At 66.1% G+C, this 12,544-nt stretch carries 15 protein-coding genes; 7 read left to right on the forward strand and 8 right to left on the reverse strand.

Annotated features, from left to right (window positions below):
* The 3 genes from AC2VON_RS02510 to AC2VON_RS02520 all read right to left on the reverse strand — a co-directional run.
* Positions 1-456 (reverse strand): phosphoglycerate mutase family protein (locus AC2VON_RS02510; RefSeq protein ID WP_486951520.1); only part of this gene is annotated, 456 nt, incomplete at its 3' end.
* An 86-nt stretch (positions 457-542) separates the two neighbouring features.
* Positions 543-1,706: a phosphoglycerate mutase family protein gene (locus AC2VON_RS02515; protein WP_486951521.1), complete on the reverse strand. Its 1,164-nt coding sequence runs from the start codon at positions 1,704-1,706 to the stop codon at positions 543-545.
* Between the two features lie 173 nt (positions 1,707-1,879).
* Positions 1,880-2,905 carry an AraC family transcriptional regulator gene (locus AC2VON_RS02520; protein WP_486951522.1) on the reverse strand — a complete coding sequence of 342 codons (1,026 nt, stop codon included), beginning with the start codon at positions 2,903-2,905 and terminating at the stop codon, positions 1,880-1,882.
* A gap of 131 nt (positions 2,906-3,036) precedes the next feature.
* Between AC2VON_RS02520 and AC2VON_RS02525 the strand changes: the two genes are divergently transcribed.
* The 3 genes from AC2VON_RS02525 to acs are packed head-to-tail and all read left to right on the forward strand — an operon-like array spanning position 3,037 to position 5,521.
* Positions 3,037-3,270, forward strand: a complete 234-nt coding sequence (locus AC2VON_RS02525) for a hypothetical protein (RefSeq protein ID WP_486951523.1) — start codon at positions 3,037-3,039, stop codon at positions 3,268-3,270.
* Between the two features lie 5 nt (positions 3,271-3,275).
* Entirely contained in the window at positions 3,276-3,500 is a 225-nt protein-coding gene (locus tag AC2VON_RS02530) for a hypothetical protein (protein WP_486951524.1), read from the forward strand.
* Between the two features lie 59 nt (positions 3,501-3,559).
* The gene (gene acs / locus AC2VON_RS02535; RefSeq protein ID WP_486951525.1) at positions 3,560-5,521 is read left to right on the forward strand and encodes an acetate--CoA ligase; all 1,962 of its coding nucleotides are present in this window, start codon (positions 3,560-3,562) and stop codon (positions 5,519-5,521) included.
* Between the two features lie 4 nt (positions 5,522-5,525).
* On the opposite strand, the gene AC2VON_RS02540 is transcribed toward acs, so the two are convergent.
* Positions 5,526-6,209, reverse strand: coding sequence for a S1 family peptidase (locus AC2VON_RS02540; protein WP_486951533.1), 684 nt, complete (start codon positions 6,207-6,209; stop codon positions 5,526-5,528).
* Between the two features lie 184 nt (positions 6,210-6,393).
* On the opposite strand from AC2VON_RS02540, the gene AC2VON_RS02545 reads away from it, so the two are divergent.
* Positions 6,394-6,927 carry a phage holin family protein gene (locus AC2VON_RS02545; protein ID WP_486951526.1) on the forward strand — a complete coding sequence of 178 codons (534 nt, stop codon included), beginning with the start codon at positions 6,394-6,396 and terminating at the stop codon, positions 6,925-6,927.
* Entirely contained in the window at positions 6,927-7,895 is a 969-nt protein-coding gene (locus AC2VON_RS02550; RefSeq protein WP_486951527.1) for an alpha/beta fold hydrolase, read from the forward strand. Before AC2VON_RS02545 ends, AC2VON_RS02550 begins: the two co-directional genes overlap by 1 nt.
* On the opposite strand, the gene marP is transcribed toward AC2VON_RS02550, so the two are convergent.
* From marP to nth, 4 genes are all read right to left on the reverse strand, one after another.
* Positions 7,888-9,075 carry an acid resistance serine protease MarP gene (marP, locus tag AC2VON_RS02555; protein WP_486951528.1) on the reverse strand — a complete coding sequence of 396 codons (1,188 nt, stop codon included), beginning with the start codon at positions 9,073-9,075 and terminating at the stop codon, positions 7,888-7,890. The two genes, AC2VON_RS02550 and marP, sit on opposite strands and share 8 nt — an antisense overlap.
* The gene (locus tag AC2VON_RS02560) at positions 9,072-9,926 is read right to left on the reverse strand and encodes an NUDIX hydrolase (protein WP_486951529.1); all 855 of its coding nucleotides are present in this window, start codon (positions 9,924-9,926) and stop codon (positions 9,072-9,074) included. Before AC2VON_RS02560 ends, marP begins: the two co-directional genes overlap by 4 nt.
* Before the next feature lie 65 nt (positions 9,927-9,991).
* Complete coding sequence (locus tag AC2VON_RS02565) at positions 9,992-10,654, reverse strand: TlpA family protein disulfide reductase (protein ID WP_486951530.1); 663 nt, start codon at positions 10,652-10,654, stop codon at positions 9,992-9,994.
* A complete protein-coding gene (gene nth, locus AC2VON_RS02570) occupies positions 10,651-11,355 on the reverse strand; it encodes an endonuclease III (protein ID WP_486951534.1) in 705 nt (234 codons plus the stop codon). The genes AC2VON_RS02565 and nth overlap by 4 nt, the downstream gene beginning before the upstream one ends.
* Before the next feature lie 228 nt (positions 11,356-11,583).
* Here nth and AC2VON_RS02575 point away from each other — a divergent pair, with 228 nt between their 5' ends.
* A complete protein-coding gene (locus tag AC2VON_RS02575) occupies positions 11,584-11,745 on the forward strand; it encodes a hypothetical protein (RefSeq protein ID WP_486951531.1) in 162 nt (53 codons plus the stop codon).
* A gap of 186 nt (positions 11,746-11,931) precedes the next feature.
* The coding region (crp, locus tag AC2VON_RS02580) for a cAMP-activated global transcriptional regulator CRP (RefSeq protein ID WP_486951532.1) at positions 11,932-12,544 on the forward strand (613 nt) is incomplete at its 3' end.

The following is a 12,544-nucleotide window of genomic DNA, read 5'->3' on the forward strand; positions in this document are numbered from 1 at the left end:
GTTAGGGTCCTCAACAGAGCCCGGGATAGGCATTAAGACCAGGCCGAGCAGCGTCCACATCAGCGGAGTCACTTCGTAGAGGAAGCCAGAAAGCGAGCTGAGCGGGGCGCCCGCGTAAATGCCGCTGTCGAGCTCGTTGAGCCCGGGCAATATCTGCACGTCATTCGCCATGTTCTCCAGTTGCGCGAACGGCGCGGCTGTCTGCATGTCCCGGATGGCCTGGCCGGAGAAGATCCCGGCAACGTGGTCGCCGAGCTCATTGTGAAGTTGGTTCGCGACATCCTGCGCCTGTTGCTGGCCGAGGTCACTGAGGGGAGGCCCGGGGTGATCCGGGGAGGGTGTGACCATTTGATCGAACGGCGGCAGCCGCTGTCCGTGCCGCAGGATGTCGATGACGATATCGGTGTGTTCATCGTCGGCGGTGAGCTCGATATCGGGCGCCTGTACGTCGGGCACGGGCGCTGTTGTCGGGGTGACGGCGATGACGCCGGCGCCCAGAAGGGCGACACCGCTGGTGACGTGACGGAAATGGCAGACCTGCATCAGATACCTGCAGCGAGCAGATCGCCGAGCGCCGCACCGGTGTCGGCGGCCGCCTGGCCGCTGGTGCTGGCACCGAGGTTGTGGATGGCGTCGGCGATGTCGTTGAACACCGCGCCGGGGAACTGGGCCAGCGCCGCGCCGACTTGGTCGAAACCGCTCTGCACCGTGTGTGTGATCGTCGCGGAATCTCCACCGAGGACGGCCTCCCAAATGTTCCAGAGTGCGACCTGCGCGGGCAGCATCACGTCACGCACGTCGACGAACAGGTCCGTCGGCAATCCCGGATCTTGCGGGATGGCATGTCCGTCCCAGCTGACCAACGTCCAACCGTCGGTGGGATTGCCCTCGACTTCGACGACGGCGGTGTTGGGCAGAAAAACGGTCGACAGCCCGTTCGGTACGGTGTGCGCCTCTTTGATCAGGTTCAAAAAGAAGGGGAGGTCGGGGTTTTTGACGTTCTGCATCACCCAGGCGAAGAGCGCCCCCGTGCTGCTGAACGCCACATCGGTGAGCTGGCCGTTATCGCTGATGACCTGGCTGTCCACCGCGTGGTCGTACATCGTCTGAATTCCGTCGGTGAATCTTTCGTCCAGAACTACCCCGTTGGTGTCGTGCGAGCCTGGGCCCGGCACCAACGCCAACCCGAACGGCGAGCCGAGCGACCATGCGGCCACGGTCAGGAAGGCCAGCCGCCCGCCCAGGCTTTCAATGGGGTCGAGCGCATAGATGCCGCTGTCAACCTCGTTGAGCTGGGGCAATATCTGCACGTCGGCGGCGGTGCCCTCGGTGCCCTCCAGATCAGCGAACGGCGCCGCGGTTTCCGTCACCCGGACAGCCTGCCCGGCGAAGATTCCGGCGACCGGGCCGAGCTGGTTGAAGAGTTTGTCCGCGACGTCCTGCGCCTGCTGGTGGCCGAGTTCGCTGAGCGGAGCCCCGGGATGGTCCGGGGAGGGGGTGAGGAGATTGTCGTACGGCGAGATCATCTGCGCGTGCCGCACGAAATCGATGACGACGTCTTGTGCACCGTCTTGTTCGCTGCTGGCGAGCTGAATGTCGAGCACTCGGACGTCGGGTAGAAACGCAGTTATCGGGGTAGCCGCCATGACGCCGGCGCCGACGAGGGCGACACCGACGGTTGCGGAGCAGCGCTCCTTGTACCGCATGCTACTTATCTGCCACACAGTAGATACTGTCGGCAATCTTTTCTGGTATGTCTTGACAGCACAGGACAAAAATTTGATATCTGGAGACATTCGGTCGTTCCGCAACAGGGCCGCAATGGGAGGCGCGACCGCGCGCTGCAGAGCGCTAATGAACGTCTGAGCCCAAAACCGGCTCAGACCTCAGGCGGCGAGAACGCCGGGGTGGGTCGCAGGCCCTTGCGGTAGTCGGTGGGACCGCAGCCAAACCAGCGTCGGCAAGACCGGGTGAGCACGCTCTGCTCGGCATAACCTATTTCGCGGGCGAGGTGGGACAGGCTGATCTGCGTGTCGCGCAGGTATCGCCCGGCTACTTCCCTGCGGGTCTGGTCGACCAAAGCTGCGAAAGTAGTTCCCTCGGCGGCGAGTCGGCGCTGCAACATCTTCGGGTGCAGGTTGAACTGATCCGCTATGACGTCGAGTGTGGCACGGCCGGTAGGCAGCAACTGTCGGGCGATCGCGCGAACCGATTCTGCGAGTGCGGTCTCATAGGCGGTGATGGCGTTGAGGTGTTCGACAAGAGCGCGGTGAGTAGCGTCATCCCGGTGCAGAGGTCTACGCAGGTCCGCGGCCCAGATCGTGAAACCAATATTTGGTTCGGCGAAATATACTGTGCTGCCGAAGTATTCAACATAATCCTGCACCGCGGTTAGTGGTTTGTGCGGCAGATGTACTGATAGCGGGCTGTAGCCGGGACCCAGCAGAAACCGCAGCACTCCGAGCGAAACACCGAGCGACAATTCAACGCCTTGTGGAGAGGGCGACACACGATCGACCAAATATTCGAATCTGAGGAAGTACCGTTCTCGGTTGTCCAGCGGCACCATGCTGAACCTGATTGCGGGGCTATACGCCGACATAAAGGTGCTGAAGATGCCCAACGCGTCAGCGACGCTGGCCGCGGTGCGGGCCGCCGCACCGACGGGACCGATGATTTCGATACCCTGCCGTTGTGCAAGACGCCGTCCGAAATCCGGTGTGGCGGTGGAGGCGGCGGCAGATTCGATCGCCCTCAGTACAGCCAAGACCGGTAGGGAGACGTCGTAGTTGTCGACGTCCTGTGGACGGATACCGGCTGCGCGCAAAAGGCTATCCGGATCACCGCCGAGTTCTCTGACCAGTCGCGGGTAGTTCGATAGCGACGTGCCACGGGCGATCGACATGTCCCAAATTGTCAAATGCTTGTCTTGAACTGTCAAGACGACGGTCGATCCGGTGGTCCACGGTTGGATCGACGCGGGACCGCGACGCGGGCTCCCCGCGCGCGACAACCAACCACAACAAGAGGACGCGCATGAGCGAGACGCTGAAACCGACTGCTGAGCAGTCTGCTGCGCTCGCGGCTCTCCCAATCGACGCCCACGTCGTGATGACCAACCTGTTGCAGTTCAAGAACCCTGGTGGTCTGGAGCACTATCTTCGGTACGGCCAAGAAGTGGCCCCCCTGATGGAGCGGGCCGGCGTCACCATCCGTTGGGCTGGTTTCACGCAGGCGACCATCCTTTCCGACGAGCAAACACTCTGGTAGACGGCGTGGGTCAGGTGCTCAACACCGTCGGTGGCGCCGATGGCGGTGACCCCGCCTTCGTGAAGCCCATCATCACGGAGTGGATGAACGTCCTTACCGCGGCCACCCGACACGGGCTACCGGCGATGCTGGAAACCGCATTCCACGGCATTGCCTCGGGCAACATCGTTGACGGTAGCGACAGACCTCAGCGCGATGCCGAACCCGGCCATGTCAGGTATCACCCCTGACGGCCCCAGCGGTCGTCGACTCCTTCTGCCGGGTCTAGCCGTTCACTACGCTGGCAGAAGTGACCGAAGCGCATCCCTTGCCGGCGTCATACCCGCCGTCCGCGGAGTTCGCCGCGCAGGCCAACGCCGGTGGGGAGTTATACCGTGAGGCCGAGCGGGATCCGTCGGCGTTCTGGGCCGACCAGGGGCACCGGCTGACCTGGGCTACGCCGTTCACGCAGGTGCTGGAGTACTCGCAGGCGCCGTTCGCGCGGTGGTTCGCTGACGGCAGACTCAACGTCGCCTACAACTGCGTGGACCGCCACGTGCAGGCGGGTCATGGTGACCGGGTAGCGATCTACTGGGAGGGTGAGCCGGCCGGCGAATGCCGCGCCATCACCTACGCCGCGTTGCTCGCCGAGGTGTCAAAGGCGGCTAACGCGCTGACCGATCTCGGTTTGGTCGCTGGTGATCGGGTGGCGATCTATCTACCGATGGTCCCGGAGACCGTGGTGGCGATGCTGGCGTGTGCGCGGCTGGGGATTTTGCACACTGTGGTGTTCGCCGGGTTCTCCGCGCACGCGCTGCGATCCCGGATCGACGACGCGCGGGCCAAGCTGGTGATCACCGCCGACGGCCAGTACCGGCGCGGTAAGCCGGTGCCGCTCAAAGCCGCGGTCGACGAGGCTTTAGACGAGAATCCCGCCGGGGCTCACACCGTCGGGCATGTGCTGGTGCTGCGTCGCACCGGCGTCGACGTGTCATGGACCGATGGCCGCGATCTGTGGTGGCACGACGTCGTCGACCCGGCGTCGCCGGATCATGCTCCGCAGGCGTTCGACGCCGAGCACCCGCTGTTTTTGCTCTACACGTCCGGAACCACCGGGACGCCCAAGGGGATTGTGCACACCAGTGGTGGCTATCTGGTGCAGTGCGCCTACAGCCACTACTACGTTTTCGATCTCAAGTGCGAGACCGACGTGTTCTGGTGCACCGCGGACGTCGGCTGGGTCACCGGCCACACCTACGCCGTCTACGGCCCGTTGGCCAATGGGGCCACCGAGGTCCTCTACGAGGGCACACCCGATTTCCCCGACCAGCACCGCCACTTTGCGATCATCGAAAAATACGGTGTGACAATCTATTACACCGCGCCCACGTTGATCCGGACCTTCATGAAGTGGGGTCGTGAGATTCCCGACGCTCATGACCTGTCCAGTCTGCGGCTGCTGGGGTCGGTGGGCGAGCCGATCAACCCGGAAGCCTGGCGCTGGTACCGGACGGTGATCGGTGCGGATGCGACGCCGATTGTCGACACCTGGTGGCAGACCGAAACCGGCGCGACGATGATCTCACCGCTGCCCGGTGTCACCGCCACGAAACCCGGCGCGGCGATGAGTCCGTTGCCCGGGATCTCGGTGCGGGTCGTCGACGATCACGGCAACCGGCTGACGCCGAACAGCGATACTGGCGAGCACACCACCGGCTACTTGGTGGTGGATCAACCGTGGCCGGCAATGGCCCGCGGCATCTGGGGCAACCGGCACCGATTCATCGAGGCCTACTGGTCGCGCTTCGCCGGGCAGGGCTTCTATTTCGCCGGCGACGGCGCTCGTTATGACGCCGACGGTGACATCTGGGTGCTGGGCCGCGTCGACGACATCATGAACGTGTCCGGGCACCGAATTTCCACCGCCGAGGTGGAGTCCGCGCTGGTGGGCCACGCCGCGGTGGCGGAGGCGGCGGTGGTGGGTGCGGTCGACGAGCAGACCGGCCAGAGCATCTGCGCGTTCGTGGTGCTGGTGGGCAGTTACGCCGGTGCGGGTGTCGCGATCGTCGACGAGCTGTGCGAGCGGGTCGTCGGCGAGATCTCGCCCATCGCCCGTCCCCGTGCGGTCCACGTGGTGCCGGAGCTGCCCAAAACCCGCAGCGGCAAGATCATGCGGCGGCTGCTGCGCGACGTCGCCGACGGCCGAGAGCTCGGCGACACCTCGACCCTGGTCGACCCGGGGGTTTTCCAGGCCATCCGGGCCGCCAAGTAATTCCTCAGGCCGGGACGGGGACAAATCCCGCGCCCGGCCAGTTCTTGGCCGCGAGGTCTGCCAGGACTGCGTTGATCGACACCACCACCGCGGGGGTGTGCAGCGGAATGTACTTGATCACGCAGGTCGGCAGGTCCTCGCTGAACGCGCCGTGGATCATTCCGACCAGCAGGTCGTTGACGACGACCGGACCGCCGGAGTCGCCCGGCCGGCCGCACACCTGCATGACGATGGTTCCAGGATCCTTGCCCTTTCCCCAGGTGACTCCGCAGGAGTTGCCGGTGGTTCGACCCTCCTTGCAGGCGATCTGACCGAAAACCGGGTCCGGGCCGATGCCGTCGATGGCGAAACCGCCGAAATTGCTCACGGGTGTGACCTTGGTGGGGTCGAACTCGATCACCGCGTAGTCAAGGTTTTCGTTGCCGGCCACCATGGTGCCCACCGTTCCGTTGCCCTCCGCATTCTCCACAGCAACCTCGGCGCCGGGGCCTCCGCAGTGCGCAGAGGTGAAACCGACCAGCGCACCGGTCCTGTCGTGACCGATCGAGGTCAAGGTGCACAGTGTGTCGCCGTCGACGACGATGCCTTCGCCACCGCCCATCACCACCTTGTCGTCGGCGGCCGCCGGGCCCGGTCGCACGGCGGGTGCCACCGTCACAACCACGGCCAGGGCCAGCAGTGCCGCTATGGCCGCTATGTCCGCTATGTCCGCTATGGCCGCTATCGTGCGCAGCACCTGGCGGTGTGCGGTCGACACAGCGGTTCTCCTGTCGGTCAGCCCCACCTCGGCCCGGGACGCAGTTTATCGTGACCCAGGGCCGATACCGCATGGCAACATAAACCGCGACGACAGTGAACAGGAGGACCGCCCAGTGAGCAAGGCCGATCGCAGGAAAAGCGCCAGAGCCCACCGTAACGGGGTACCCAACACCCTGGCCACCATTCCGTTGGTCGACCCGCATGCGCTGCCGGCAGACCCATCGTTAGGTGACCTGGTCAAGGATGCCACAGCGCAGATGTCGACGCTGGTGCGGGCCGAAGTCGAACTGGCCCGCGCGGAGATCACCCGCGACGTCAAGAAGGGCCTGACCGGCAGCGTGTTCTTCATCGCCGCGCTGGTGGTGCTGTTCTACTCCACTTTCTTTTTCTTCTTTTTCCTGGCCCAACTGCTCGACATCTGGCTGAAGGACTGGGCCGCCTACCTGATCGTTTTCGGGATCATGCTGGTGGTGACCGTGGCCCTGGCCCTATTCGGCTACCTGAAAGTGCGACGGATCCGAGGGCCGCGGCAGACCATCGAATCGGTCAGGGAGACCCGCACCGTGCTGCGTCCGGACCACGACGGGCATCGCAACGCGCACGATCCGCACGAGGACAAGACACCCATCGACCCGTCAGGCTGGTAGTGCCACTACCGGACCCGTCGATGACCCGCATCGACGGGCCATGGCGCCATCTCGACGTGCACGCCAACGGGATTCGCTTCCACGTCGTCGAGGCGAACCCGGTCGACGACGGCACTGTCGGCATGGTGGCGCCGACTCCTCCTACTGCGCGGCCGTTGGTGATCCTGCTGCACGGCTTCGGGTCGTTCTGGTGGTGCTGGCGTCACCAACTGCGTGGGTTGGCCGGTGCCCGGGTCGTCGCGGTTGATTTGCGGGGCTACGGCGGCAGCGACAAGCCGCCCCGCGGCTATGACGGCTGGACGCTCGCCGGCGACGCGGCCGGACTCATCAGAGCCCTGGGACACTCGTCGGCGACCCTGGTCGGTCACGCCGACGGCGGGCTGGTCTGCTGGGCGACCGCGCTGCTTCATCCACGCCTGGTCGACGCCATTGCCGTGGTCAGCTCACCGCATCCCGCCGCTCTGCGCTCGTCGGTGCTGACTCGGCGTGATCAGGGTTCTGCGCTGTTGTCGTCGTTGCTGCGCTACCAGGTACCGATCTGGCCGGAGCGTTCGCTGACCCGGCGGAACGGGGCCGAGATCGAGCGCCTGGTGCGTAGCCGCGCCAGCACCAAATGGCAGGCTTGCGAAGATTTCTCGGTAACAATGGGCTACCTCCGGCGGGCGATTCAGATTCCGTCGGCGGCGCATTGCGCATTGGAGTATCAGCGCTGGGCGCTGCGCAGCCAGCTCCGTGACGAAGGCCGGCGCTTCATGAGGGCGATGAATTGTCGTAGCATCGGCGTCCCCGTGCTGCACCTGCGCGGCGACGCCGACCCGTATGTGCTGGCCGACCCGGTCGATCGGACACGACGTTACGCACCGAACGGCCAATACGTGTCGGTCCGGGGCACGGGACATTTCAGCCACGAAGAAGCGCCGGATGAAGTCAACGGCCACCTGATGCGGTTCCTGACGCAGATCAGCTGACGCAAGTCTCGGTGGACACCGGATCGGTGTTCCCGATCTGGGTGAGTTGTTTTTCCACCTCTTTATCGGTCAGGACGAAACCGGTTTCGGCGTCGTCGACTGCCGCGCCGAACACCACACCCAGGACCTTGCCGTTGACGTCAATCAGGGGGCCACCGGAATTTCCCTGCTGCACAGTGCCTCTGATGGTGTACACCTGGCGGACAACGGTTGCGTTCCGATAGATGTCCGGACCCTCGAGCGGGATGGTGTCCCGGATCCGGGCCGGGACCGCCTCGAACACTCCACCACCGGGGTAGCCGAGCACCAGCGCGTTGGCGTCGGCCTTGGCCGGCGAATCCGCCCACATCAGCGGTGGCGACGGCAGCTCCGGTACGGCCAGGATCGCGATGTCGACTTTCGGGTCGAAGGAAACCACGGTGGCGTCATAGGATTTTCCGCCCGTTTCCACGGTTACGCTGTTCGAGCCGGCCACCACGTGCGCGTTCGTCATCACCCTGGTCGGCGCGATCACGAACCCGGTGCCCTCCAGCACTTTCTGACAACTCGGTGCCACCCCCCGGATTTTGAGCACGCTCGGCTCGGCGGCCGCCACCACCGGGCTGTCGGCCAGTGCGGCGTCCGGGGCGTCCACCGGAGCGATCGGGGTGCGGCTGAACGGTTCCAGCACGGCCGGCAGTCCGGAGTTGTCCAGCACCGCCGACAGCCGCTTCGGAACCGTCTTCAGCCAGGGAGGTGCGACGTCATTGACTTCGCGCAGCACCCGCGAGTCGTTGACCGCGGCGGCCAGGGCCGGCTGATTCGACGATGTCAGCGGTGCCGCCAACAGCCAGGCCGCCACCAAGACAACAGCCAACTGCAGCACCATACCGACGATCGAGTCGATACCTCGGATGCCGGGGCTGCGAATCGCCCCGCGTACCGCGCGGCCCAGCACAGCCCCGGCGACCTCGCCGACGACCACCATGGCCAGGATCAGAAACAACGCGGCGAACAGCTTTGCCCGGGGATCGCTGACCCGGTCGACCAGGTGCGGGGCCAACAACACCCCGGCCATAGCGCCCAGCGCCACGCCGACGAACGACAGCAGCGAGCCCAGCGCGCCGGACCGCCAGCCGGAGACCGCCGCGATGAAAGCGACCGCCAGCACCGTGACGTCCAGCCACTGGGATGGCGTCATCGCTGCGGCCCGCCCTGTTGACCTTGTTGGCGTTCGCCACCGACCAGCGCCATCGCCTCGTCCAGGCCACGAACGTCGCCCGCGTCCCAAGGCTGTGCCCATCCCGCCACATCCAGCATTGCCGAGATCACCTGGCCGGTGAAACCCCACACCAACATCTCGTTGAGCAGGAACGCCGGGCCGGCCCATCGGCGGCTGCGCGCGTCGCGGTAGACCATCAGCCGGTTCTCCGGGTTGATGAACGCGCGCACCGGGACCCGTGCCACGACAGCGGTCTCGGCGCGGTCGACCACATTGACCGGGCCGGGGTCTTGCGAGTAGGCCAGCACCGGCACGACGTGGAACCCGGACGGTGCAATGAAAGTCCTCTCCATCGTGGCCAATGGATGTAACCGGCGCGGGTCGACCCCGGTCTCCTCGTGTGCCTCCCGCAGCGCGGTTGCCACGGGTCCGTGGTCGTCGGGCTCGGTCGCCCCGCCGGGAAACGCCGCCTGGCCCGCGTGGTAGCGCAGCGTCGAGGCCCGCACCGTCACCAGCAAATCCGCGGCATCGGGCACCCCGGCGACTGCGCTGCCACCGCCTGACTGTGGACCGGAGAACAACACCAGCACCGCTGCGTCCCGCCCGGTGCCGACGATCCTCGCCGTGGCGCCCGCCGCCGTGACCATCGCCAGCACGTCGGCCGGCAGCCGGCGCCGGTAGGCCGCGGGTATGTGGTCGACGTTGTCGACCAGCGGACGCAGCCACGCCGGGCCGGCCCCCGGATCCAGCGGCGTCAGCGGCGGCTTCTCCCGTCCACGGGTGGGGCCTGCGTGCTCAACGTCATACAGCGGAGCGTCCCCAGCGCTCACCGGCATCTCCTTCGTCGATCCCTCTTTGATCCGTCGGGCAGGCCGAGAAGGCCTCGCCACCGCCGTCACTGGCGCGGGCCGCCGACCGCGGCGGCGATCTCCCCGGGATTGGTGAACGCCTGCGGAAGGATGCGGGCAACGCTACCGTCCGTTGTCAGCACCACGGTCGCGGGCATGACGTTAGGAACCCCCAGCGCCGCCGCGATCCGCCGCTGCCCATCTTGCAGAGTGGGCAGCCGGACGTCCAACTCGGCCAGCAGCGCCAGCGCGGCGGCCTGGTCGGCGTCTTGATGCACGGTGACCACCCTGACACCCGGACCGGCCCGCCGCTGGTACTCGGCCATCGCAGGCAGTTCAGCCCGGCACGGCACGCACCAGTAGGCCCACAGGTTCAGCACCACCTGACCCGCCTGCTGACCGGCCAGCACGCGAGCGGCGTCGACCGGCGCGCCGTTTGCGGCGCATTCGACGATGACCCCCCGCAACGCAGCCGGGCCTTGTTGCGCAGGGCCGTTCGACCCAGCCAGGCAGGGCGGCAGATCGGCACGCTCGCGCAGGCCGGCCAGAGCTGGGCCGGTGTCGGCGCGTTCGGCGGCGGTCGCCGGGCCGGTCGCACCCGGCCGCGACGCCGCGTGCCGCAGCTCGACGGCCAGCCCCGCGATCAGGGCCCCCGTCAGCGCCAAGACCACCGCCACGATTGCAATGGTCCATCGGGCTGAGGTGTTCACCGATGCGCCGCGAGGCCATCCTTGAGCCCGGCGAGGGCCAGCAGGTGCTCTCTCTCCGGGCCTTTGACCAAGGCGGCGGCCTCCCGTGGGTCGGTAGGGCCGATGCCGAACGACGGACAATCCTTGGCCAGCACGCACACGCCGCAGGCAGGTTTGCGGGCGTGGCACACCCGGCGGCCGTGAAAGATCACCCGGTGACTCAGGATCGTCCATTGGCTGCGCTCGATGAGCTCACCGACGACCTGCTCGACCTTCACCGGATCCTCCTCGGTGGTCCACCCCCACCGGCGCGCCAGCCGTCCGAAGTGGGTGTCCACGGCGATGCCCGGCACCCCGAAGGCGTTGCCGAGAATGACGTTGGCCGTCTTGCGTCCCACCCCGGGCAGACTGACCAGTTCGGCCATGGTGGCCGGCACCTCACCGTCGAACTGCTCCACCAGTGCTTGTCCAAGCCGAATCAGCGCTGCGGCCTTGTTGCGGAAGAAGCCGGTAGGGCGGATGAGGTCTTCCAGCTCGGTGCGCTCAGCCTGCGCGTAATCCAGCGCAGTCGGATACCGGGCGAACAACGCCGGTGTGGTCAGGTTGACCTTCGCGTCAGTACATTGCGCCGACAACACCGTCGCCACCGTCAGCTCCAGCGGTGTGGTGAAATCCAGCTCGCAGTGCGCGTTCGGAAATGCCTGCGTCAGCTTGCGATACATCCGCCGGGCACGTCGCACGAGCGCGACCCGGGTTTCGCTGGACCAGCGTCCAGACGACGCCGCGGCGGGTGCGGTGCGTGCGGTGGATCCGGTGGGCGCGGATCGCGAACTACGGGAGGGCTCGTCGACCATCACCTACCACCATCTACCACAGGGTAGGTGATTTGTGATCTAACCGAGACCTTCTCCTCCCTTCGCCGACCTTCCCCCGTGTTTACTCTCACCTTTGTGTCCTGGTTGCTGGTTGCCGCCATCCCCACGCTGCTGATGCTGGCCACCGTCGGGCTGGAACGCATCGAAACCGGGCTGAACCGCGCCGCCACTGCCGCCGCGCACGTCACGGTGCTGCTAGATCCTGGCGTGGACCACGGCGAACCGAACGCCGAGTGACCCGGGGTGCGAATCTGCGGTTTCGCGTAACTCAGCGAGCTCGTCGTGTGTAGCGTTGGCACGTCGGTTGGTGCCTATCTCTGGACTCATCCCGCGACCGGGTAGAAGCTGGTAGAAGTCGGTAGAAGTCGGTAGAAGTCGGTACTGTGCTGTTTTGTACCGCCACAAGAGCATCTAAGGGGCAACGTGGACGAGATCCTGGCGAGGGCCGGAATCTTCCAGGGAGTCGAACCCGGCGCCGTCGCCGCGCTGACGAAGCAGCTGCAGCCCGTCGACTTCCCGCGTGGACACACCGTGTTCACCGAGGGGGAGCCCGGTGACCGGCTATACATCATCATCTCCGGAAAGGTCAAGATCGGCCGCCGCGCGCCGGACGGCCGGGAGAACCTGCTGACCATCATGGGCCCGTCGGACATGTTCGGCGAATTGTCGATCTTCGACCCCGGGCCGCGGACCTCCACCGCCGTCACCATCACCGAGGTGCGGGCGGTCTCGATGGACCGCGACGCACTGCGGGCGTGGATCTCCGATCGGCCCGAGATCGCCGAACAGCTGCTGCGGGTGTTGGCCCGCCGGTTGCGCCGTACCAACAACAACCTGGCCGACCTCATCTTCACCGACGTACCCGGTCGGGTCGCCAAGCAGTTGCTGCAACTCGCTCAGCGGTTCGGCACCCAGGAGGGTGGTGCGCTGCGTGTCACTCATGACCTGACCCAGGAGGAGATCGCCCAACTGGTCGGGGCGTCGCGGGAGACGGTGAACAAGGCACTGGCCGATTTCGCCCACCGCGGCTGGATCC

It is taken from the genome of Mycobacterium sp. TH-M82 (assembly GCF_057473605.1).